The organism is Actinomadura sp. NPDC049753 (assembly GCF_040674655.1).
Lineage (GTDB): Bacteria > Actinomycetota > Actinomycetes > Streptosporangiales > Streptosporangiaceae > Spirillospora > Spirillospora verrucosospora.
Genome location: NZ_JBFARL010000145.1, coordinates 1 through 21,337, shown reverse-complemented (window position 1 = coordinate 21,337; position 21,337 = coordinate 1). Strand labels below are relative to the sequence as shown.

At 74.2% G+C, this 21,337-nt stretch carries 19 protein-coding genes and 2 pseudogenes; 10 read left to right on the top strand and 11 right to left on the bottom strand.

Annotated features, from left to right (window positions below; all coding sequences use genetic code 11):
• A pseudogene (locus tag AB0K37_RS29570) lies at window positions 1-95 on the top strand (heat-shock protein HtpX); the annotation flags it as partial.
• A gap of 10 nt (window positions 96-105) precedes the next feature.
• Here the strand turns inward: AB0K37_RS29570 and AB0K37_RS29565 are convergent.
• The 5 genes and pseudogenes from AB0K37_RS29565 to AB0K37_RS29545 all read right to left on the bottom strand — a co-directional run.
• Window positions 106-510: pseudogene (locus AB0K37_RS29565) on the bottom strand (CbiX/SirB N-terminal domain-containing protein); the annotation flags it as partial.
• Window positions 511-518: 8 nt separating this feature from the next.
• On the bottom strand, window positions 519-1,229 hold the full coding sequence (locus tag AB0K37_RS29560; protein WP_363986548.1) for a phosphoadenylyl-sulfate reductase: 711 nt from the start codon (window positions 1,227-1,229) through the stop codon (window positions 519-521).
• Window positions 1,226-1,396, bottom strand: coding sequence for an Insertion element protein (locus AB0K37_RS29555; protein ID WP_363986546.1), 171 nt, complete (start codon window positions 1,394-1,396; stop codon window positions 1,226-1,228). Before AB0K37_RS29555 ends, AB0K37_RS29560 begins: the two co-directional genes overlap by 4 nt.
• 16 nt (window positions 1,397-1,412) lie before the next feature.
• On the bottom strand, window positions 1,413-3,065 hold the full coding sequence (locus tag AB0K37_RS29550) for a nitrite/sulfite reductase (RefSeq protein WP_363986544.1): 1,653 nt from the start codon (window positions 3,063-3,065) through the stop codon (window positions 1,413-1,415).
• 287 nt (window positions 3,066-3,352) lie between these two features.
• Entirely contained in the window at window positions 3,353-3,535 is a 183-nt protein-coding gene (locus tag AB0K37_RS29545) for a hypothetical protein (protein WP_363986543.1), read from the bottom strand.
• 350 nt (window positions 3,536-3,885) lie between these two features.
• Between AB0K37_RS29545 and AB0K37_RS29540 the strand changes: the two genes are divergently transcribed.
• The 3 genes from AB0K37_RS29540 to AB0K37_RS29530 are packed head-to-tail and all read left to right on the top strand — an operon-like array spanning window position 3,886 to window position 6,667.
• Entirely contained in the window at window positions 3,886-4,830 is a 945-nt protein-coding gene (locus AB0K37_RS29540) for a YihY/virulence factor BrkB family protein (RefSeq protein WP_363986541.1), read from the top strand.
• A 39-nt stretch (window positions 4,831-4,869) separates the two neighbouring features.
• On the top strand, window positions 4,870-5,895 hold the full coding sequence (locus tag AB0K37_RS29535) for an aryldialkylphosphatase (RefSeq protein ID WP_363986539.1): 1,026 nt from the start codon (window positions 4,870-4,872) through the stop codon (window positions 5,893-5,895).
• A 34-nt stretch (window positions 5,896-5,929) separates the two neighbouring features.
• Window positions 5,930-6,667 carry a phosphoribosyltransferase family protein gene (locus tag AB0K37_RS29530; RefSeq protein WP_363986538.1) on the top strand — a complete coding sequence of 246 codons (738 nt, stop codon included), beginning with the start codon at window positions 5,930-5,932 and terminating at the stop codon, window positions 6,665-6,667.
• Between the two features lie 282 nt (window positions 6,668-6,949).
• Here AB0K37_RS29530 and AB0K37_RS29525 read toward each other — a convergent pair whose 3' ends face one another.
• The 4 genes from AB0K37_RS29525 to AB0K37_RS29510 all read right to left on the bottom strand — a co-directional run bounded on the left by AB0K37_RS29525 (window position 6,950) and on the right by AB0K37_RS29510 (window position 10,595).
• Complete coding sequence (locus tag AB0K37_RS29525; RefSeq protein ID WP_075901375.1) at window positions 6,950-7,246, bottom strand: WhiB family transcriptional regulator; 297 nt, start codon at window positions 7,244-7,246, stop codon at window positions 6,950-6,952.
• Between the two features lie 186 nt (window positions 7,247-7,432).
• On the bottom strand, window positions 7,433-8,347 hold the full coding sequence (locus AB0K37_RS29520) for a sucrase ferredoxin (RefSeq protein WP_363986536.1): 915 nt from the start codon (window positions 8,345-8,347) through the stop codon (window positions 7,433-7,435).
• Window positions 8,348-8,409: 62 nt separating this feature from the next.
• Window positions 8,410-9,975, bottom strand: a complete 1,566-nt coding sequence (locus tag AB0K37_RS29515) for a glycerol-3-phosphate dehydrogenase/oxidase (protein ID WP_363986534.1) — start codon at window positions 9,973-9,975, stop codon at window positions 8,410-8,412.
• Entirely contained in the window at window positions 9,972-10,595 is a 624-nt protein-coding gene (locus AB0K37_RS29510; protein WP_363986532.1) for a TetR/AcrR family transcriptional regulator, read from the bottom strand. The genes AB0K37_RS29515 and AB0K37_RS29510 overlap by 4 nt, the downstream gene beginning before the upstream one ends.
• 64 nt (window positions 10,596-10,659) lie before the next feature.
• Between AB0K37_RS29510 and AB0K37_RS29505 the strand changes: the two genes are divergently transcribed.
• The 5 genes from AB0K37_RS29505 to AB0K37_RS29485 all read left to right on the top strand — a co-directional run bounded on the left by AB0K37_RS29505 (window position 10,660) and on the right by AB0K37_RS29485 (window position 17,646).
• The gene (locus AB0K37_RS29505) at window positions 10,660-12,249 is read left to right on the top strand and encodes an FAD-binding oxidoreductase (protein ID WP_363986550.1); all 1,590 of its coding nucleotides are present in this window, start codon (window positions 10,660-10,662) and stop codon (window positions 12,247-12,249) included.
• 5 nt (window positions 12,250-12,254) lie between these two features.
• On the top strand, window positions 12,255-13,157 hold the full coding sequence (locus AB0K37_RS29500; RefSeq protein WP_363986530.1) for a diacylglycerol kinase family protein: 903 nt from the start codon (window positions 12,255-12,257) through the stop codon (window positions 13,155-13,157).
• Window positions 13,158-13,485: 328 nt separating this feature from the next.
• Window positions 13,486-15,000, top strand: coding sequence for a metallophosphoesterase (locus tag AB0K37_RS29495; protein ID WP_363986528.1), 1,515 nt, complete (start codon window positions 13,486-13,488; stop codon window positions 14,998-15,000).
• A gap of 156 nt (window positions 15,001-15,156) precedes the next feature.
• Window positions 15,157-15,648: a DUF4234 domain-containing protein gene (locus AB0K37_RS29490; protein WP_363986526.1), complete on the top strand. Its 492-nt coding sequence runs from the start codon at window positions 15,157-15,159 to the stop codon at window positions 15,646-15,648.
• A gap of 306 nt (window positions 15,649-15,954) precedes the next feature.
• The gene (locus AB0K37_RS29485) at window positions 15,955-17,646 is read left to right on the top strand and encodes a bifunctional 3'-5' exonuclease/DNA polymerase (RefSeq protein ID WP_363986524.1); all 1,692 of its coding nucleotides are present in this window, start codon (window positions 15,955-15,957) and stop codon (window positions 17,644-17,646) included.
• A gap of 21 nt (window positions 17,647-17,667) precedes the next feature.
• Here the strand turns inward: AB0K37_RS29485 and AB0K37_RS29480 are convergent, their stop codons facing one another.
• Window positions 17,668-19,059: an MFS transporter gene (locus AB0K37_RS29480; RefSeq protein ID WP_363986522.1), complete on the bottom strand. Its 1,392-nt coding sequence runs from the start codon at window positions 19,057-19,059 to the stop codon at window positions 17,668-17,670.
• Window positions 19,060-19,175: 116 nt separating this feature from the next.
• On the opposite strand from AB0K37_RS29480, the gene AB0K37_RS29475 reads away from it, so the two are divergent.
• Window positions 19,176-19,787, top strand: a complete 612-nt coding sequence (locus AB0K37_RS29475) for a TetR/AcrR family transcriptional regulator (protein ID WP_363986520.1) — start codon at window positions 19,176-19,178, stop codon at window positions 19,785-19,787.
• A gap of 89 nt (window positions 19,788-19,876) precedes the next feature.
• On the opposite strand, the gene AB0K37_RS29470 is transcribed toward AB0K37_RS29475, so the two are convergent.
• Window positions 19,877-21,139, bottom strand: coding sequence for a flavin-dependent oxidoreductase (locus AB0K37_RS29470; RefSeq protein WP_363986518.1), 1,263 nt, complete (start codon window positions 21,137-21,139; stop codon window positions 19,877-19,879).
• Between the last annotated feature and the right edge of the window lie 198 nt (window positions 21,140-21,337).

The window sequence follows — 21,337 nt, the reverse complement described above, 5'->3', positions numbered from 1 at the left end:
TCCCCAAGGTGCTGACCACGGGCGCCGTCCAGGCGTCGGACGTGGTCATCACCATGGGGTGCGGCGACACCTGCCCGGTCTTTCCAGGCAAGCGCCGGACGCGGAGCTGGAGCCCGCCGAGGCGAGCACGACCGCCGTGTCCGGGTCGCCGGGCGCCACGCCCGCTTCGGCCAGTCGCCGCTCCAGGGCGTCCAGCAGCAGCGGGTGCGGGCCCAGCGTGCCCGCCGTGCGCAGGACGAGCCGCGGGTGCCGGCCGCGCACCCGATTGAGCACGCCCGGGATGTCGGTCTTGCTGTGGTAGGCCGCGGTGAGCAGCAGAGGCAGCACGACCGCCTCGTCCACGCCGTCCCCGGCCAGGCCGTCCAGCACCCGGTCGGGGGCGGGCGGCGCGTGGTCCAGGAACGAGGCGTGCACGGGTGCGTCCGGGCGGCGCGCCCGGACGGCGTCGAGCAGCGCGGCGACGGTCGCGGCGGCGCGGGGGTCCCTGCTCCCGTGCGCCACCGCGACCATGGGGACGCTCACAGGTGGATGCCGCACTCGGTCTTGCCCATCCCGGCCCAGCGGCCGCTGCGCGGGTCCTCGCCGGGCGCGACCGGGCGGGTGCACGGCGCGCAGCCGATCGAGGGGTAGCCGTCGTAGTGCAGCGGGTTGACCAGCACCCCGTTGTCCTCGATGTAGTTGTCCATGTCCTCCTGGGTCCAGCCCAGGATCGGGTTCACCTTGACCATGCCGCGCTTGCGGTCCCACTCCACGACCCTGCGGTCGCGGCGGCTGGCGGTCTCGTCCCGGCGGATGCCGCTGAACCAGGCCATGTAGCCCTCCAGCGCGCGGCCGAGCGGCTCCACCTTCCGCAGGTGGCAGCACAGGTCGGGGTTGCGGCCGTACAGGCGCGGGCCGAGCGCGGCCTCCTGCTCCTCCACCGTCCGGGACGGGGTGACGTTGATGACGTTCACCGGGTAGACGGCCTCGACGGCGTCGCGCGTCCCGACCGTCTCGGCGAAGTGGTAGCCGGTGTCGACGAACAGCACGTCGATGCCCGGCTTCACCTTCGACACGAGGTGGATCAGGGCCGCGTCCGACATGGAGGACGTGAGGCAGATGCGGTCGCCGAACGTGGCGACCGCCCACCGGATGACCTCCAGCGTGGGAGCGCCCTCCAGCGCGGCGGCGGCCGACTCGACGATGTCCTGAAGGTCGAGGGTGGGTCTGTCGGTCTCCAGCAGGGTCACCGGGGGACCTCCTTGCTCGCGGTGCGGGGGGTGCCGACACCGAGGAACTTCAGGCTGAAGGAACGCAGGCAGTCGGGGCAGAACCAGGCCCCGGGGGTCTCGTCCCGGGGTTCGAGGCTCTCCTCGCCGCAGTAGGGGCAGTGGAACGGCGCCATCCGCTCGCTCATGCGCGATCGGCCCCCCTCACTTGAGGTCCGCCTCGTCGGCGCGGTGCACCCATTCGGCGAACGTCTCCGCGCCGGTGCGCTGCTCGTCGAACCTGCGCACGACGCGCTCGACGTAGTCGGTGAGCCCGGCCGAGGTGGTCTTCAGCCCGCGGACCTTCTTGCCGAACGACGCGCCGAGCCGCCCCCCGAGGTGGATCTGGAAGCCCTCGACCTGCCGGCCGTCGTCGTCCACGACGAGCTGGCCCTTCAGCCCGATGTCGGCGACCTGGATGCGGGCGCACGCGTTCGGGCAGCCGTTGACGTTGATCGTCAGCGGCTGGTCGAAGTCGGGGAGCCGCTCCTCCAGCTCGTCGATCAGGTCCATGGCGCGCTGCTTGGTGTCGACGATGGCGAGCTTGCAGTACTCGATGCCCGTGCACGCCATCGTCTGGCGGCGGAACGTGGACGGCCGCACCTGCAGGTCGTGCTTCGCCAGCTCGTCGGCGAGCGCCTCGGTGTGCTGCTCCGGGACGTCCAGGATGACCATCTTCTGCTCGTTGGTCGTGCGGACCCGGCCGGAGCCGTAGCGCTCGGCGAGGTCGCCGATGACGCCGAGCAGCTCGCCGTCCACCCGCCCGACCCGGGGCGCGAACCCGACGTAGTAGGCGCCGTCCTTCTGCGGGTGGATCCCGACGTGGTCGCGGCGGGCGAGCGGCGCGGCGGGCTCGGGGCCGTCCGGCAGCGCGTACCCGAGGTACTCCTTCTCCAGCACCTCGCGGAACTTCGCGGCGCCCCAGTCCTTCACCAGGAACTTCAGGCGGGCGCGGCTGCGCAGCCGCCGGTAGCCGTAGTCGCGGAAGATCGAGGTGACGCCGTGCCACACCTCGCTGGCCTGCTCGGGCTTGACGAACACGCCGAGGCTCTGCGCGAACATCGGGTTGGTGGACAGCCCGCCGCCGACGAACACCTGGTAGCCGGTCTCGCCGGCCTCGTTCACCACGCCCGTGAACGCGATGTCGTTGATCTCGTGGACGGTGCAGTGCGACGTGCAGCCCGACAGCGCCGTCTTGAACTTGCGCGGCAGGTTGGAGAACTCCGGGGAGCCGATGTAGCGGTCGTGGATCTCGCGCAGCTGCGGCGTCGCGTCCACCACCTCGTCGGCCGCGATCCCGGCCAGCGGACAGCCGATGATCACTCGCGGGACGTCGCCGCACGCCTCCGTGGTGTGCAGCCCCACCGCCTCCAGGGCCTCCCAGATCGCCGGGACGTCCTCGATCCGCACCCAGTGCAGCTGGACGTTCTGGCGGTCGGTGATGTCGGCGGTGCCCCGCGCGTACCGGGTGGAGACGTCCGCGATCGTGCGCAGCTGCGGGCCGCTCAGCTGACCGCCGTCGATGCGCACCCGCATCATGAAGTAGCGGTCCTCGAGCTCCTCGTCCTCCAGCGCGCCGGTCCGGCCGCCGTCGATGCCGGGCTTGCGCTGGGTGTACAGGCCCATCCAGCGGAACCGGCCGCGCAGGTCGGAGGGGTCGATGGAGTCGAAACCGCTCTTGGAGTAGATGTCGATGATCCGGCGGCGGACGTTCAGGCCGTCGTCGTTCTTCTTGTTCTCTTCGTTCTTGTTGAGCGGTTCGCGGTAGCCGAGGGCCCACTGGCCCTCGCCCTTCTTGCGTTTGGTCGCGGGTGGCACGGTGCGCGTCCTCATCTGTGGTCGTGAGGGACGCGTAGCGCACCGGCGCTCTGAGGCAGCCGGCTCGACGCTGAGCAGGATGAAGTCAAAGGTGACGCCGATACGCCACGCGCCCGGTTGTACAGGGGCGTGGTCGGAGCGTCACCTACAGATCGCGCTGCGGACGCGGAGGAAGTCGACGTGCCGGCGCTTGGCCAGCAGCGGGTCCGCGGCGCTCATACCTGAACTCTGACATGCCGTCTCGCGGACTGTCCAGTTACGTCCGGCATGCGGACGCGTGAGATGCGTCATCCCTGCCGCCTCCAGTTCACCGGAGGCTCGCCCTTCCCGCCGGCCGCGGAGCCCGTGCGGCGCCCGGCGGCGGGCGCGCCGGGCGCGGGGGCGGCGGACCCGGGCTGGTGCTGGCAGTCGCACCAGGAGCCGCCACGGCAGTCCTCGTGGTGGCGCTCGCGGCACGACTGGCAGATCATGTCTCTATTGTCACCCATGAAGGCAAATGCCCGGTTCACCGAGGTCGAGTGCGGATGATCATGGTCCGGGAAACGTTCTGTGCCGTCATAGCGGGTATGGGCCAAGGGATGTGCACGGAACGGGCGGCGGGTCCGCGGGACGACCGGGCGGGAGAGGCGATCGGCACGCCACGCGCGGAGCGGACCAGTGAGGTGGGCGATGCGGCATGTTCCGGGCGCGCAACCCTCTACGGTGGGGCGGTGTGACCACCGTCTCCGACGCAGCGGGCGCCTCCCGGGCTGGGGATCCGCCCTCCGGAAAGGACCCGGAGGGCCCCCGGCGACGCCGGCGGGACCGCCTGGCCTCACGCGTGCACGCCGACGCGCGGGCCGCCGCGGGGATCGCCTGGACGCTGATCAAGGGCACCGCGATCGGCGGGTTCCGTTACCGCGTCACCGGGCTGGCGGCGGAGGCGGCGTTCTTCGCCCTGCTGTCGATGCCGCCCCTCGTCATCGGGCTCATCGGCACGATGGGCCACCTGCGCGGCCTGTTCGGCTCGGAGACGATCGCCGAGGTGCGCTCCTGGGTGATCGAGCACGCCCAGACGGTGCTGACGGGCCCGACCGTCAAGACGGTCGTCGTCCCGCTCATCGACGACGTGATCAAGGGCGGCAGCCCCGACATCGTGTCGGTCAGCTTCCTGATCTCGCTGTGGGCGGGGTCGCGGGCGACGAACGTCTACGTCGACACGATCACGATCGCCTACGGGCTGTCGGGCGTGCGGGGCGTGATCCGCACCCGGCTGCGCGCGTTCGTGCTCTACCTCATCGGGCTGCTGACCCTGATCGTCGTGGTTCCGATGATCGTGGCCGGGCCCGCGCTGGTCCGCCAGGCGCTGCCGGAGAGCACCGAGGCCGTCCAGGCGCTGTACTGGCCGGTCGTGGTGAGCCTGTCGATCATCTTCCTCTCGCTGCTGTACCACATGAGCGTCCCGGTGCGGACGTCCTGGTGGCGCCAGACGCCCGGCGCGGCGCTCGCGCTGCTGATCTGGATCGTGGGCAGCTTCGTCCTGCGGATCTACCTGGCCGGTTCGCTGAGCGGGGTGTCGGTCTACGGGTCGCTGGCCGCCGCGATCGCACTGCTGGCCTGGCTGTACGTGGCGGCGCTCGCGGTGCTGATCGGAGCCGCGCTGAACGCCGAGATCGACCGGCTGTGGCCGAGCGGGGACACCGCCCGGATCCGCGCCGCCCTGGAGGCGCAGGCCGACCAGGCGCCGCGGGACTCGGACGCGACGGGTAAAAACCCGTCCGAATGAGGTCCTGATAAGGGCAAACATGTCGTAGCCTCGCGTGACATGACCCCCCGTGAGGAGCCCGGCCGGCTGCGGACCGTGACCGGCACGATCGCGACGTCCGACATCACCGGGCCTGTGCTCTCCCACGAGCACCTCCAGCTGGACCTGCGCTGGCCGGCGCGCCCCCAGCTCGCCGCCTCCGACCCGAACCGGTGGCTGGACGAGGAGAAGGCCGTCCAGCGGGAGCTGAACGCCCTGCGCAAGGACCACGGCCTCGGCCTCGTCGTCGACCTCACCTGCTCGGGCATGGGACGCAACGCCGCCGCGCTCGCCCGCATCAGCGCCGGCGCCCGGGTCGCCGTGGTGGCCGGGACGGGCGTGTTCACCGAGCCGTTCCATCCCGCGTTCGTCCGCGAGGTCCTCGCCGCCGGGACGTCCCCGGCGGCCCCCGGCCACGAGACCGGCCGCGAGGGCGGGTACCCGGGCGCGTCGGCGGTCGACCGGCTCGCCGAGCGGCTGCTCGCCGAGGTCGGCTTCGGCATGGACGGCACGAACTCGCTGCCCGGGGTCATCGGCGAGATCGGCACCTGGGGGGAGTCCCCGACCGAGACCGAGGAGCTGTGCCTGCGCGCCGCCGCCCAGGCCGCCCGCTACTCCGGGCTGTCGGTCGCGACCTACGGGCGCGCGGGCCTCGCCCAACTGGAGATCCTCACCTCAGCGGGGCTGCCCCCCGGGCGCGTGGCGGTGGGGCAGCAGGACCGGGTGGACGACCCCGCCCAGCACCGCAAGATCGCCGAGTCGGGCGGCTACGTCTCGTTCGGCACCCTCGGCCTCGCGGGGGAGGACGCCGCCGCCGTCGGCGCCCGCGTCCGCCGCGTCCTGGACCTGCTGGAGGCCGGGCACGCCGACCGGGTGCTGCTGAGCACCGGGGTCGCGCGGATGACCCAGGTCGCCCGCTACGGCGGCGCCGGGTTCGGGTACCTGTTCGAGACGTTCCTGCCCGCGCTGCGCGCCGCCGGCGCCGACGAGGCGACGCTCGGCGCGATCCTGCACGACAACCCCCTGCGGTGGCTCACCGGTTCCTGAGTGGGTAGGGGACCCCCTGAAGGGGGTGCGCCCGATGCCCTGGAACAGGTTCGCGGGCGGAGGCGCCCGGGGGCGGTCCGGAACCGTCCGGCTCCCCTACACCGACCGCGCCGAGGCGGGCCGGGTGCTCGCGGCGCGGCTCGCCACGATGGGGCTGGAGGGGGCCGTGGTCCTCGCGCTGCCGCGCGGCGGGGTCCCCGTCGGCCACGAGATCGCGCGGCACCTCCGGGCGCCGCTCGACGTGCTGGTGACCCGCAAGATCGGATACCCGCCGCAGCCGGAGCTCGGCGTCGGCGCGATCGCCGAGGGCGGCGCCCCGGTGTTCGACGACGGCCTGCTCGCCCGCCTCGGGCTCCGCGAGGACGACCTGGCCCCCACGGTGGGGGCCGAGCGTGCCGAGCTGGAGCGCCGGGTGGCGGTCTACCGGGGCGGCCGGCCGCTGCCGCCCGTCGCCGGAAGGCCGGTGATCGTGGTGGACGACGGGCTCGCCACCGGCGGCACCGCCCGCGCGGCCGTGCGGGCGGTGCGCGGGCGCGGGCCGTCCCGGCTGGTCCTCGCGGTGCCGGTGGGCGCCGCCGAGACCGTCCGGAGCCTGGAGGCGGAGGTGGACGACCTGGTCGTGCCGGTCGCGCCCTGGGACTTCCACGCCGTGGGGCAGTGGTACCGCGACTTCGAACAGCTCAGCGACGCCGATGTGACGGCCTGGCTGCGGCGTGCCGCGCGGCCGGGCGGCGGGGCCCCGGGCGGGCCCGAGGACCAGGACCGGGAGTGAGCCGCGGCGCCGGGTCCGGGCAGCCGGAGCCCGGGACTGAATGGCGTCCGGGAATTTTCGGGAAATGGCCACATCGGCGGGGCCGGTGCGGTAAAAGGGCGTCCCGCCGGAATGTCGTGAACGACGTGACCGGGTTGTGACGCAGATGTGACGAAGAACCCGGGCCCGGTCGCGATGGACCGGGCCCGGGCAACGCAAACGGCCCCGCGGGGCGGGGCCGTGACGTTTTAGGTGGCGTGCCGGGGATCGCGATGGGAGCGTTTCGGCGGCCTGTGCCTTCGTTCAGGCGGCGTTGGCGCGACGCATGCGGCGACGGCGCTCGGACGCGCGCTCGTCCTCGTTCAGGCCGCCCCAGGTGCCGTACTTCTCGGGCCGGGACACCGCGTAGTCCAGGCAGTCCGTACGGACCGGGCAGCCCATGCAGATCTGCTTGGCCTTGCGCTCGCGGATCTCGCGCTCGGGCTGGCGCTCGCCGTCGGGGCCGAAGAAGAGGACGAGGTCTTCCCCCCGGCACGCCGCGGCGTCCTGCCAGCCCCAGCTGGGACGAGGGAGGTTTGCCTGCCGACGTACCTGAGCCATGGAACACCCACCTTGATTGGTTTCGAACAAATTCAGGACATGGACGCTCGACGTACTTCGGATGACAAAAGTCAGAGAAGCGCCGAATGTTCCAACGTCTGGAGTTGCCGCTCTGTTCCCCGTCCGGTTACTCCGGAAACCTGGGGACGTGCGACAGGGAAGCCCTCGAATGGGGCCTCAGAGAGATTACACGAGGGCCGCCTCGTTGAGAAGGGTGAGTTCCCTAACAACGTAGGTTCTCTGGTTCTCCCCGCAGTCGGTCCCGCACGGGTCGGGTTGCTGGACGGCTTCGACGACCACCCGGTAACGGCTCCGCTTCAGGAGAACAACCGCTTCGTGCCCGGTTGTTCCGGGGATTCCGGTGATCGACGCCACGGTCACGGCGTCCACCCCGAGCTGGCCCGTGTGCGCGCGGACGAAGTGCTCCGCCGCCTGCGCGGGCTCCGGGGCTCCCGCCCGTCCGCGCAACCCGGTCAGGACGACCTCGCCCCGCAGGTAGGCGTCCGCCGCCGCGTTCGCCTCCGCTTCGCTGAGGTCGCCGTACGAGAATCCGTGGGGAAGACATACCATATTCGCCGCAAATCGGTCACCGCCGACATGGGTGGTTTCCCAGATGAGGCGATCGAAACGCGCCGCGAGAGAACGGGCCAGCGGCGCCCCCGTGCGGGCGCAGCAGGCGTTGCGGCGCCCGTGCGTGCAGACCAGCAGGACCGGCTCGGCCACCCGCTCTCCGAGGCCCGGCGACCGGCCCTTCGCGAGCGCGTCCAGGTCGAGCGCCGCCAGCTCGGCCGGATCGGCCAGCTCGCGCCCCTCGATCCAGGCCTCGCCTCCGCGGGAGAATCCGGCGTAGACCTGGACCGGCGGGGTGGCGCGGCGGCGGCCCGGCCGGCGGATCAGCTGCGGCCGGACGCCCGCCTTCTTGGCCGCCCGCACGGCATCGGCGACCGCTCCCGGGCCGGAGAGGTCCTCGACGCGTTCGGGCCAGGGGCCGGGGTGCTCGACGAGCAGCCAGGCGCCCGCCTTCACGGTCGCGGTCGCCAGGCACGGCCGCTCGCCGGTGTGGCTCCCCGGGCAGTGTCCGCAGCTTCTGCCGCGCGTCACGCAGTCCCCCCGCCGATCCTCGGTCGTCCCCGTCGAGCTGAAATCGATTAGGTAAGGGTAACCTAAGGCGCGACGGTCAAACCAGGCGGGGCGGCGAGCAGCGCTTCCGCCGCGGGCAGGGCGGCCTTCCGGTCGGTCGCCACGAGCCCGATCCGGGTGCGCCGGTCCAGAAGGTCGCCCGCGTCGAGGGCGCCCTCGTGCAGCACTCCCCAGGCCAGCTCCGCGCCGGTCACCGGCAGCCCGGGGACGACCGGCTCCAGCAGCGCCGGGTCCTGCCTGCCGAGCGCGGCCAGCAGCGGCGCCTCGGCGCCGTACCGCTGGACGAGCCGGGCGGGCGCGTCCAGCGCGTCGAGCCGGGAGCGCGGGGCCGCGCCGACGAGGGGCAGCCGCGCGGTGGCGCAGGGACCGGCGGTGAGGCCGCGGGCGCGCACGACCGCGTCCACGGCGTCCTCGGCCATGCGCCGGTAGGTGGTCAGCTTGCCGCCGACGATCGTCACGACGCCGTCCCGGGACGTCAGGACGGCGTGCCGGCGGGAGATGTCGGCGGTGTCGCCCCCGCGTCCGAGGTCGAGCAGGGGGCGAAGCCCGGCGTACGCGCCGGCCACGTCGGCGCGCCGCACCGGAACGTCCAGCGCCGAGTCGAGGACGTCGAGCAGGAAGCCGATCTCTCCCTCGGTCGGCTCCGGCACGTCGGGGACGGGCCCGTCCGCCGGCTCGTCGGTGAGGCCGACGTAGACGCGGCCGTCGCCCTGCGGGAGCACCAGCACGAACCGGTTGCCAGCCCCAGGGATGGGGACGTGCATCGCGGCGGTGAGCCCGCGCAGCGACTCGGCCCGCAGCACCAGGTGGGTGCCGCGGGACGGGCGCAGCCGCACCCCGTCCACCAGCCCGCCCGCCCACACCCCGGCCGCGTTCACCACGGCGCGCGCCCGCACGGTGATCTCGCGCCCGGTGAGCTCGTCCCGGACGAGGGCGCCGTCGCCGGTCAGTTCGACCGCGCGGCAGCGGGTGAGGATCCGGGCGCCGTGCCCGGCGGCGGTCCGGGCGAGCGCGGTGACGAGGCGCGCGTCGTCGGCGAGCTGCCCGTCCCACGACAGCAGCCCGCCGCGCAGCCCGTGGGGGCGCAGGGCGGGCGCGAGCCGGAGCGTCTCGACCGCCGACAGCCGCCGGGGACCGGGCAGGACCGACCGCGGGGTGCGGGCGGCGAGCCGCAGCAGGTCCCCGGCGCGCATGCCGGCGCCGGCCAGCAGCGCCTGCGAGGGGGACACGAGGGGGGTCAGCGGCAGCACGAACGGGAGCGCCCGCACCAGGTGCGGGGCGGTGCGCAGCATCAGCGCGCCGCGTTCGACCGCGCTCTCGTGCGCGACGTCCACCTGCCCGGACGCCAGGTAGCGCAGCCCGCCGTGGATCAGCTTGGAGCTCCAGCGCGACGTGCCGAACGCCAGGTCGCGGGCGTCGACCGCGGCGACGGACAGGCCGCGGGACGCGGCGTCCAGCGCGGCGCCCGCCCCGGTGGCGCCGAGGCCGACGACCAGCACGTCCACCGCCTCGCCGGGGAGTTCGGCGAGCTCGCGCTCCCTGCGTGCGGCGTTGAGCGAGGTCCGGGGGGCGGGTCCGGCTGCGTTCACGGTGCGAGCATCCTTTCCAGGATGTGGCGGAGTTCGGCGTCGAGGGCGTCGGCGTCGAGGGCGTCGGCGCCGACCCCGGGCTCCCGCGCGTCGATCATGATCTGCGCGGAGAGCCCGAACGACTGGACGACCAGCAGGAGCGCGCGGGCCTGGTGCGCGGGGACGCCGGCCCGGATCGTCCCGTCGCGCTGGCCGGCGGAGATCGACTCCTCGAACCCCGCGAGGAACGCCCGCTGGCTGGCGCCGCAGCGGTCCAGCAGGTAGGGCAGCAGCAGCTCCGGGTCGACCTCGATGATCTTGCGGAGCAGCGGGTGGTCGCGGAACGTCCGCACGCCGGTGACCAGGCCGTCCACCAGCCTGGGCCGGACGGGGCGGCCGTCGTCGAGGGGCCGCAGCGCGTCGCCGATCGCGGTCCACTCGCGGGTCATCAGGTCGGCGACGATGGTGCGGACGTCCGGCCAGCGCCGGTAGAGCGTCATGCGCGAGACGCCGGCCCGCCGCGCGATGTCGGTCAGCGTCGTGCGCCGCACCCCGACCGCGAGCACGCAGTCGCGCGCGGCGTCCAGCACGGTGTCGTCGGCGGTCCGCGCCGCCGTCCTGTTGTGACGATTCGACGTCATGTGTCACAGTGTAAGCCACCAGACGGCCGGGGCGGCGAGGGAGGCGGGCGTGGAGACGCGCGACATGCTGTGGAGCGGCTGGGGCGACCCGGCGAAGGCGGCACCGCTGCCCGAGCCGACGGTCGGCCTGCTGCGCGACCTGCTCGGCGTGCGGCCCGCCGCGGAGCCGCCGGCCGAGCCGTCGGACGTCCGGATCGCCGAGGCCCGGCTGTCCGGGGACGACCTGACCGCGCTCGCCGCCGTCGTGGGGGACGGGAACGTGCGCGCCGACACCGAGGCGCGGCTCCGCCACACGCGCGGCAAGTCCACGCCCGACCTGCTGCGCATCCGGGCCGGCGACGCCGCCGACGCGCCGGACGCGGTGGTCCTGCCCGGCGACCACGGCGAGGTGCTCGCGGTGCTGGAGGCGTGCGCCGGGCGGCGGATCGCGGTCGTCCCGTTCGGCGGCGGCACCTCGGTCGTCGGCGGGCTGGCGCCGCGGGGCGCGGACGCCTTCGTCGCCCTCGACCTGCGCCGCATGGACCGGCTCGTCGAGCTCGACGAGGTCTCCCGGACGGCCGTCCTGCAGCCCGGCCTGCGCGCCCCGGCGGCGGAGGCGCTGCTCAACGAGCGCGGCTACACGCTCGGGCACTTCCCGCAGTCCTACGAGTGGGCGTCGATCGGCGGGTTCGCGGCGGCGCGGTCGAGCGGGCAGGCGTCCGCCGGGTACGGGCGGTTCGACGACATGGTCGTCGGCCTCACCGCGGCCACCCCCGAGGGGACGCTCGACCTCGGGCGGGCGCCGAAGTCGGCGGCCGGGCCCGACCTGCGGCAGCTCGTCCTCGGCTCGGAGGGCGCGCTCGGCGTGATCACCTCCGTGCGGGTGCGGGTGCATCCCGTCCCGGAGGCCAGGGAGTACGAGGGCTGGCGGTTCGCCTCCTTCGACGAGGGCGCCGCCGCGCTGCGGCGCCTCGCCCAGGACGGGCCGCTCCCCGCGGTCCTGCGGCTGTCGGACGAGACCGAGACCATGGTCGGGCTGGCCGACCCCGCGGCGATCGGCGACGGCTCCTCCGCCGCCGGGGCCCTGGCCGTCCTCGGCTTCGAGGGAACCCCCGAGCTCGTCGCCGACCGGCGGGCCGGGGCCGCGCGGGTGCTGCGCGAGGCCGGCGGCGAGCCGCTCGGCGCCGGGCCGGGGGAGAAGTGGGAGCGCGGCCGCTTCGACGCCCCCTACCTGCGCGACTCCCTCCTGGACGTCGGCGCCTTCGTCGAGACGCTGGAGACCGCCGCCTTCTGGTCGGACGTCCCCGCGCTGTACGAGGCCGTCCGGCAGGCCCTGATCGGGACGCTGTCAGGAGCCGGGACGCCGCCGCTGGTGATGTGCCACATCTCGCACGTGTATCCGACCGGCGCGTCCCTCTACTTCACGGTCGTGTCCGCGCAGGGCGAGGAGCCCCTCGGGCACTGGGCCGCCGCCAAGCGCGCGGCCTGCGACGCGATCCTCGCCGCCGGTGGGACGATCAGCCACCATCACGGGGTGGGCACCGACCACCGCGACTGGTACGCCCGGGAGATCGGGCCGCTCGGCGCCGCCGTGCTGCGCGCCGTCAAGGACCGGGTCGATCCCGCGGGGATCCTCAACCCGGGCGTCCTCGTCCCGCCCGCGGGAAGGGAGTGAGCTCCGTGCGCGGGAGAGAAGCGAGCAGTGTGCGCGCGTTCACCGCGATCGTCAACCCGGCGGCGGGCGGCGCGTCCGCCTCGTGCCTGATCCCGCTCGCGCGGCTGCTGCGCGACGCGGGCGCCGAGGTCGACGTCGAGTACAGCCGCGGGATGGAGCACGCCGCCGACGCCGCCCGCGCCGCGGCCGGGGCGGGCCGGGTGGTGCTCGGCGTCGGCGGGGACGGCCTGGTCGGCTGCGTCGGCGGTGCCCTGGCCGGGACGGGGGCCCTCTTCGGGATAGTCCCCGCCGGCCGGGGCAACGACTTCGCGCGCCAGCTCGGCGTCCCCTCCGACCCGGAGCGACTCGCCCCGCTGCTGCTGGAGGGCGAGCCGCGTGCCGTGGACGCCATCGACGCCAACGGGACGGCCGTGCTCGGCAGCGTCTACGCGGGCGTGGACGCGGTCGCCAACGACAACGCCAACAGGACGCGGCTCCTGCGCGGCTCGGCCGCCTACTACGTCGGGGCGCTGCGCGCGATCGCCTCGTGGCGGCACGCCGACTACCTGATCACCGTGGACGGCGAGCCGTACCGGCGGGAGGGCTACACCGTCGTCGCCGCCAACTCCGGCTACTACGGGTTCGGCAAGCACATCGCCCCCGACGCGCGCGTCGACGACGGCCTGCTCGACGTCGTGCTGATCCGCAAGGCGCCGAGGACGCTGTTCTTCGCCGTCATGCGGGAGCTGGAGGCCGGGACGCACGTACGGCGGCCCGAGGTGGAGGTCCTGCGCGGCCGCGAGGTCCGCATCGAGCTCGCCGGCGGGTCCGGCCGGACGCTCCCGTACGGCGCGGACGGCGAACTCCCCGGGATCCTGCCGGTCACCGCGCGGGTGATGCCCGGCGCGCTGCGCGTCCTGGCGCCCTGACCGGCCCTGCCGGGAGGTTTTGCGGGGCGTTTAGGACGGTTTACGCCCCCATTACGGCTCTCCGGATAGTGTCGGTTACGTCCCGCTACGGGACCTTGGGGCTGTCTGTGGAGGCATCATGGGAAGGCGACTTCACTGCTCGCCGTTCTGGGGGGACTCATGATGACCGCAGGCCCCCTCGTCGTGGTGGCGCCGGTGTCCTTGGGGGTGGCGCCGGCGCCAACCGCGCTCTCCTGACGGAGTGTCTGCTTCCTGGCGTCGTGTCGCCTTGACGGCGTGACCGCCTCCGGAAAAGCTGTGAGCACCCCCTCACGCCCGGAGGCATTCTGTGTCTGCCGAGGTCCCCCCCGGACCCGACAACTCGCGCACCTCCGAGGAAGGCGCCGGCTGGGCCTGCGGCAGGCGGGGAAGCTTCCACGAGCTGCTCCCTGACCGCGTCCCCGACTTCTCCTGGCGCCGCCCCTCGGTGCTCTGGCGATCGCGCAACGACGTGCTGGCGCACCTGTTCGGCGACCCGGCCAACGCGATCCGCCGCCGCTGCGTGGCGTCGCTGCGCGAGCGCGGCACCCCGGCCGCGTTCACCGTGCACCGCCCGGCGCCCGAGTTCTCCTTCGCGCTGGTCGGTGACACCGGCGAGGGGGACCGGTCGCAGTACGCGGTGGTCCCGCCGCTGCTGCACGCGGCCGAGGGCACCGACTTCATGGTCATCGCCAGCGACGTGATCTACCCGACCGGCGACGCGGGCGACTACCCCGACAAGTTCTTCCGCCCCTACAAGGACTACCCCGCGCCCATCTACGCCGTGCCCGGCAACCACGACTGGTACGACGGGCTGCGCGGCTTCCTGCACGTCTTCTGCGGGCTGGACGAGAACTGCTCGCCGCCCCCGTGGCGCGGCCCGCTCGCCTTCATCCCGCGCCGCCTGTGGCGCCACTCCGGGGCCGTCGACGCGGAGGCGCTCGCCGAGGCCCGCAGGCTGTACCGGGGCGCGCCCGGCCAGCAGGGCGCGCAACCGGGGCCGTACTGGGCGATCGACACCCCCGCGCTGCGCATCATCGGTATCGACACCGGGATCACGGGCCGGCTCGACCGCGACCAGGGGCGCTGGCTCCGGGAGGTGTCCGGAGGGCCGAAACCCAAGTTGCTGGTGACCGGGAAGCCGCTGTACGTGGACGACGGCCACCGTCCCGGGGCGATCGAGGGTGGCGGGACGGTCGACGAGATCGTCCAGGACCCGGCGCACCACTACGTGGCCGCGATCGGCGGCGACATCCACAACTACCAGCGCTACCCGGTGCGGACCGGCGACGGCCGGACGATCCAGTACATCGTCTCGGGCGGCGGGGGCGCCTTCATGCACGCGACCCACGTCATCCCGCGGACCCGGGTGGTGGAGGAGGACGAGTTCCGCTGCTACCCGCTGCGCGGCGACTCCCTGTCGCGCTACAGCAAGCTGTACGGCCGGTGGCTGCGGCTCCCGGGGCTCTTCGAGCTCACCCCCGAGGAGGCCACCGCCGCCGTCGAGCACCGGCTCGGGATCAAGCCGGGGCGAGGGTACGACGGCCCCGCGGCGTCGCGCCGCGCGCGCTTCGTCGCCGCCGTCCTCGGCGTGCCGCGCAACGGCCGCAGCCGCCCCCGCTTCCTGCGGCTCCCCGTGCGCAGGCTGCCGCAGCGGTTCCGGTCGGAGCTGGCCGACTGGGATCGGCCGCCGTTCTTCAAGAGCTTCCTCCGCCTGGACGTGACGGAGTCGCACCTGCGCATCCGCTGCTTCGCGGCGACGGGGTGCGGCGACCACGAGACGTCGCCGCCGTGCGAGGACGAGGTGACGATCCCGCTGCGCTGACCGGTCGGTTTGGATGATCCGCCAGTCATGGGGCGAAAGTGGGCGATCTTGCCTCGCGACGTGCCCGGATGCCGTTACAGTCGTGGCTCACCACACCGGTGAACGGTAACGGACGGTCGGCCGGAAAACGACCGCGTCCTTCAGGAGAGCTTTTCCATGAGTTACCCCCAGCAGGGTCAGGGCCAGCAGCAGGCATACCAGGGCGGCTACGCGCCCGCCCCCGCGCAGCACCAGGCGCCCGCCGCCGCGGGCACCGGCCTCAACATGAAGCGCCGCAACCCGGTCGGCGCCTGGCTCGGGCTGCCGATCATCACCTTCGGCATCTACGGGCTCGTCTGGTTCTTCAAGGTCCACGACGAGCTGCACCAGTACGACCGCCGCATCGACAACGCCGCCACCAACGCGCTGCTGTCCATGCTGTTCGGCGGCATCACCCTCGGCATCTGGCCGCTCGTCATGTGGGTCAAGCTCGGCGGGCGCATCGCCCAGGCCCAGCGCTCGGCCGGCCTCCAGCCCAGCTGCAGCGGCGGCATGGGCTTCCTGCTCGGCATCTTCGGCTTCGGCGTGCTGTACTACCAGCTCCAGCTGAACAAGGTCGTCGACCGCTACGGCGACACCCCCGCCGGCCAGCAGGTGTCGGTCGTCTAGGCCTTTTCTCCTCCTTCGGGCCTGGCGGCCCTCCATCGTCGATAAAGGCGGGCGATCGCTGGCATCGCTCCGTCTCGCCTTGCGGCTCGCTTCGCGATCGGTTTCTTGCTTCGCTCGAAACCGCCTTCGGACGCGATCGCATGGGGAGGTCGTCGCCAGCCGAGCTTCAGACGCTGCCTTGAGCAGCGGGCCACGGCCCTGGCCTGCTGATTCGGATCGCGCTCGACCCCCCGTGACTTCGTCACGGGGGGTCTTCGCCATTGGTGCTACGGCTGGATTGTCGGTGGGCGGGGTCAGAATGGGCGGGTGAGGATCGCGGTCGCGGCCGGGGGCGGGCGTGGGGGTGCGTTGCGGGCGGTGGGCGAGGACGGGGCGCCCGCGGGGCCCGTCGAGGACGTACCCGACCTGGTCTCGGCCATCGCCGAGCGGGAGCGCGAGTCGGCGCCGCGCTGGGTGTGGCCGTCCACCGCGCGGCTCTACCCCCGGCTGCTGGAGGCGGGCGTGCGGGTGGCGCGCTGCCACGACCTCGAACTCGTCGAAAGCCTGCTGCTCGGCCATGCCGGGCGGTACGGGGAGCCGCGCTCGGTCCGGGCGGCGTGGGCGCGGCTGCGCGGCGAGCCCGTCCCGGCCGATCCGCCGCCGCCCCGGGAAGACGCCGCACAGCCGTCGCTGTTCGACGACGACGCCGGGCGGGAGGAGTCCGCCGACGACCTCGGCCAGATCGTCGCGGTGCACGCCGAGCAGCAGCGCGCCATCGCCGGGCTGGACGGCTTCGCGCTGCTCGCGGCGGCCGAGTCGGCCGGATCGCTGGTGGCCGCCGAGATGGCGCACGAAGGGCTGCCCTGGTCGGCGGACGAGCACGACGCGCTGCTCACCGAGATGCTCGGGCCGCGGCCCACGGGCGGTCTGCGGCCCCGCAGGCTGCAGGACCTCGCCGACCGGATCGGCGCCGCGTTCGGGCCCCGCGTGCACGTCAACCCCGACTCCCCGGCGCAGATCATCCGGGCGTTCGCCTCGGCGGGGCTGCCGATCCCCTCCACCCGCGCGCACGTCCTGAAGCAGGTCGACCACCCCGCCGTGCCCCTGCTGCTGGAGTACAAGGAGCTGTCGCGGCTGCACGCCGCGCACGGCTGGACGTGGCTCGACACGTGGGTGAGCGGCGGCCGGTTCCGTCCCGAGTACGTCGTCGGCGGCGTCGTGTCCGGGCGGTGGGCGACGAGCGGCGGCGGGGCCCTGCAGATCCCGCGCGTGCTGCGCAAGGCCGTCGTCGCCGACCCGGGCTGGGCCCTGGTCGTCGCCGACGCCGCGCAGCTGGAACCCCGGGTGCTGGCGGCCCTCGCCGGCGACCGCGCGTTCTCCGAGGCCGCCGCGCACGGCGACCTCTACGCGGCCCTGTCCGACGCCTTCCGCGACGACGCCGACGGCGCGCGGACCGCGCGCGACAAAGCCAAGATCGCCCTGCTGTCCGCCATGTACGGGGGCGGGACGGCGGACGCGGTGCAGCTCCTCGCCGTCCTGAAGAGCCGGTTCCCGCAGGCGTTCGAGTACGTGGAGGCCGCCGCGCGGGCGGGGGAGCGCGGGCTGCTCGTGCGGTCCCGCCTCGGCCGCACGTGCCCGCCGCCGTCGGCCGGGTGGCGCGAGCTGACGTCGGCGGGCGACGACGACGCCGCCCCGGGGCCCCGGGGCGGCACGGCGGCCCAGGCGCTGCGCGGGCGGGGCCGCTTCACCCGCAACTTCGTCGTCCAGGCCACCGCCGCCGACTGGGCGCTCGCGCTCCTGGGCTCCCTGCGCCGCCGCCTCACCGGGATCGGCCCGCCCCGCCTGGTGTTCTTCCAGCACGACGAGGTCATCGTGCACACCCCCGCCGGCCTGGCCGCCGAGGTCGCCGACGCGGTGCGCGCGGCCGCGCAGGAGGCGCGCGGGCTGCTGTTCGGCGACACCCCGGTCGTCTTCCCGATGGAGATCGCGGTCGTCGGCCGCTACGCCGACGCCAAGTGAGCGGCCGGCGCGCGGACCGCCTCAGGGCCTCGCCGGGCGGACGGTGAGGAGCAGGCCGGCGGCGGCCGTGCCCGCGGCGGCGATCGTGCAGAACAGGTAGACGGAGGCGTAGTCGCCGCGCGCGGCCCGCTCCGGCAGCAGCGCGGCGAGGACGGCGATGCCGAGCGCGCCGCCGAGCTGCCGCGCCGTGGTGTTGAGCCCGGTGGCGCCGGCGAACCGCAGCGGCCCGGCCGACAGCGCGGCGGCCGAGGCGGTGCCGGTGCTGATCATTCCCATGCCCGTCCCGACCAGGAGGCCGAGCGGGAGCCAGAGCGTCGCGAAGTGCGGTTCCGCGGGCAGGGTCGCGATGACCCAAACCCCGGACACGACCATGATCAGAGCGCCGCCCGTCACGGTCGGGCGGACGCCGAAGCGGGCGGCGAGGCGCCCCGCCGCGACCGCCGCCGCGGTGGCGGTGAACGCGCCGGGCGTCGAGGCGAACCCCGCCTTCAGGATCGAGTAGTGCCACTCGCCCGTCAGGTAGAGCACGCCGGCGAGCAGCCACGCGTACAGTGCCGTCCCGTACAGGAACGAGGCGGCGTTCGCGGCGGCGAACCGTCGGTCGCGCCACAGCGAGATCTCCAGCGCGGGCACCGGGTGCCGCGCCGACCGCCACAGCGCCAGGGCGACCAGGGCGGCGCCGCCGAGCGGCAGCGCGAGCGTCCGGGCGTCCGTCCAGCCCCAGTCCCGGCTCTGCGTGACGCCGAGCGCGGCCCCGCCGACCCCGGCGGCGAGCAGCAGCGTCCCGGCGAGGTCGGGCAGCCGGCCCGCGCCGCCCGCGGCCCGGGGCAGGCGCCGCCCGCCGAGCAGCATCGCCAGCCCTATCGGCACGTTGATGACGAACAGGGCCCGCCAGCCGGACAGGTCGACCAGCACCCCGCCGAGGCCGGGGCCGATCGCGGCGGCGAAGGCGCCCGCCGCGCTCCACAGCCCGATGCTGCGGGCGCGCCGCTCGGGAGGGGTGTCGTGCAGCAGCAGCGCGAGGGACGCGGGGATCAGCGCCGCCGCGGCGGCGCCCTGCGCGGCGCGCGTCGCCAGCAGGACGGGCAGGTTCGGCGCGACCGCGCAGGCCAGCGACGCCAGCGTGAACAGCCCAGTGCCCCACAGGTACAGCGACCGCCGGCCGACCAGGTCGGCGACGCGGCCGGCGGGCGCGAGCAGCGCCGCGAACAGCACCGCGTACAGGGTGATCACCCAGGTCAGGCCGGACAGGGTGCTGTCCGGGAAGTCGGTGTGCAGGTCGGCGACGGCCAGGTTCGCGGCGGTGGCGTCGAGCATGGCCAGGAACGTCGCGCCGGCGGCGAGCCAGGGGACGTCCCGGCGCACGGCGGCCGCCCGCGGCGGTGCCGCGCCCGTCTGCGTCTCGGTGGTCATGAAGGGGCGCCTCTCAGAAAGAAAAACGAACGGTCGTACACTCTTCTCTTCCGAAGGCCCGCGTCAAGGGGTTCGCGGCATTGACTTTGAACGAACGGTCGTGCAGATTGAGGAACATGAGCATCGACGGGCGGCTGGCCAAGGGGGAGCAGACGCGCGGCACGATCCTGCGCCGCGCCGCCGACATCGCGTCGGCCGACGGCCTGGAGGGCCTGTCGATCGGCCGGCTCGCCACCGAGCTGCGGATCAGCAAGAGCGGCGTGTTCACCCACTTCGGCTCCAAGGAGGAGCTCCAGCTGGCGACGGTGCGCACGGCGGCCGAGGTGTTCCGCGCGCACGTGATCGAGCCGGCGCTCGCCGTCCCCGAGGGGATCGGCCGCGTCCGCGCGCTCCTGGACGCGTGGCAGCGCTACCAGCGCGAGCGCGTCTTCCCCGGCGGGTGCTTCTTCCACTCCACGATGGCCGAGTTCGACGCCCGTCCCGGCCGCGTCCGCGACGCGATCGCCGCGTCGCAGCGCGACTGGCGCGCCTTCCTGGAGCGCTGCCTGCGCGAGGCGCGCGACCTCGGCGAGATCGAGGCGGCGACCGACGTCTCCCAGCTCGCCTTCGAGCTGGACGCCCTCTGCCGCACGGGCGGCGCGTACGCCCTGCTCCACGACGACCCGTCCCTCTTCGAGCGGGCCTCCCACGCCATGAGCACCCGGCTGGCCGCCGTCGCCGCCTCCTGAGCGCGAGACCGCCTTCCGCGCGGAAGCCGAAGGCGCGGCGAGGCGACCGCCTCGCCGCGCCCGTCATCGCGCGCCGGTCCGCGCCGCCGTCAGCCCACCGCCGAGTAGGAGGGGCGGGAGTTCAGGGCCTCGACGTCGGAGAACGAGGTCTGCCGGTACGCGCCGGTGATCGTGTTCAGCTCGTCGGGCGTCAGCACGTCCTCGATCGAGGTGAAACCGTCCGGCGCCCGCTGGCTGACCGTGTGCAGGATGCGGTCGGCGGGCATGTCCCGGCAGGCCTGGACGATGGCGTTGACCGGCTCGCGGCGCGCCTTGTCGTAGGCGAGCAGCCCGTCGGCGGGGTCGTCGGCGCGGGCCAGCTCGTGCGCCAGGACGCGGGCGTCGAGGATGGCCTGGGAGCCGCCGTTGGAGCCGATCGGGTACATCGGGTGGGCGGCGTCGCCGAGCAGCGTGACGCGGCCGAACGTCCAGCGGTCGACGGGGTCCCGGTCGACCATCGGGTACTCCAGGATCTCCGCCGCCTCGGACATCAGCGCGGGGAAGTCGAGCCAGTCGTACTTCCAGTCCGCGAAGTAGGGGAGCACGTCCTCCAGGCGGCCGGCCTTGTTCCAGTCGGGGTCCCAGTCCAGCCGGTCGTCGGCGAGCCTGACCTCCGCGGCCCAGTTGAGCAGCGCCCTGCCCCGGCGCTCCACGCGCATGGAGATCGGGTAGACGACGATCTTCGAGGTGGCGTTGCTGCCCATGACGACCATGGTCCGCCCCGTCAGGATGGGGTCGGCCTCGGTGATGCCGCGCCACAGCCGGATGCCGTTCCACAGCGGCGCCGGCTCGTCCGGGTACAGCTGCGCGCGGACGGCGGAGTGCAGGCCGTCCGCGCCGACCAGCGCGTCGGCCGTCACCGTCTCGGCGGCGCCCGACGCCCGGTCGAGCAGGCGGGCCCGCACCTGCGTCCCGTCCTGCTCGAAGCCCTCGAAGACGGTCCCGGTGCGGACGGCGTCCTGGCCGAGCCGCGCGCGGACGGCGTCGAGCAGCATCATCTGCAGCTCGCCGCGGTGGATCGAGTACTGGGGCCAGTTGTAGCCGAGCGCGCGCCCGCGCGGCTCCGCCCAGATCCGGCCGCCGTGCCGGTCGAAGTGCACCATCTCGCCTGTCGGGATGCCGGTCTCGGCCAGCTCGCCGGCGAATCCCAGCTCGGTGAGCTCCCGGACGGCGTGCGGCAGCAGATTGATGCCGACGCCGAGCGGCAGCAGCCGGTTGGCGGAATCGACCACGAGGGCCTCGACTCCGGCCTCGTGCAGGCTCAGCGCGGTGGTGAGCCCGCCGATGCCCGCCCCCACGATGAGTACGCGCATGAATCACCCTCCGTTGGTCTCGGGCGACCGGGCCGAGGCGGCCCGCCCGCGCCGGTCTCGTTCGTGTCGCCGCAGGTGGCGGCCGTTCTCACCGGGCCGGCCCGGTCTCCACCGGCCGGGACAGGAACCGGACGCCGCCGTGGCCCCCGGTCCGCCGTCCCCGCCGGCTCAACCCTTGCCGGGCGCGGTGCCCGCGGG

Excerpts from the sequence above, each read along its gene's own strand:
- AB0K37_RS29555 (WP_363986546.1), bottom strand. The coding sequence starts at position 1,396 with ATGAGCGAGCGGATGGCGCCGTTCCACTGCCCCTACTGCGGCGAGGAG.
- AB0K37_RS29545 (WP_363986543.1), bottom strand. The coding sequence starts at position 3,535 with ATGATCTGCCAGTCGTGCCGCGAGCGCCACCACGAGGACTGCCGTGGC.
- AB0K37_RS29535 (WP_363986539.1), top strand. The coding sequence starts at position 4,870 with ATGACCCCCCGTGAGGAGCCCGGCCGGCTGCGGACCGTGACCGGCACG.
- AB0K37_RS29530 (WP_363986538.1), top strand. The coding sequence starts at position 5,930 with ATGCCCTGGAACAGGTTCGCGGGCGGAGGCGCCCGGGGGCGGTCCGGA.
- AB0K37_RS29525 (WP_075901375.1), bottom strand. The coding sequence starts at position 7,246 with ATGGCTCAGGTACGTCGGCAGGCAAACCTCCCTCGTCCCAGCTGGGGC.
- AB0K37_RS29510 (WP_363986532.1), bottom strand. The coding sequence starts at position 10,595 with ATGACGTCGAATCGTCACAACAGGACGGCGGCGCGGACCGCCGACGAC.
- AB0K37_RS29505 (WP_363986550.1), top strand. The coding sequence starts at position 10,660 with ATGCTGTGGAGCGGCTGGGGCGACCCGGCGAAGGCGGCACCGCTGCCC.
- AB0K37_RS29490 (WP_363986526.1), top strand. The coding sequence starts at position 15,157 with ATGAGTTACCCCCAGCAGGGTCAGGGCCAGCAGCAGGCATACCAGGGC.
- AB0K37_RS29480 (WP_363986522.1), bottom strand. The coding sequence starts at position 19,059 with ATGACCACCGAGACGCAGACGGGCGCGGCACCGCCGCGGGCGGCCGCC.
- AB0K37_RS29475 (WP_363986520.1), top strand. The coding sequence starts at position 19,176 with ATGAGCATCGACGGGCGGCTGGCCAAGGGGGAGCAGACGCGCGGCACG.
- AB0K37_RS29470 (WP_363986518.1), bottom strand. The coding sequence starts at position 21,139 with ATGCGCGTACTCATCGTGGGGGCGGGCATCGGCGGGCTCACCACCGCG.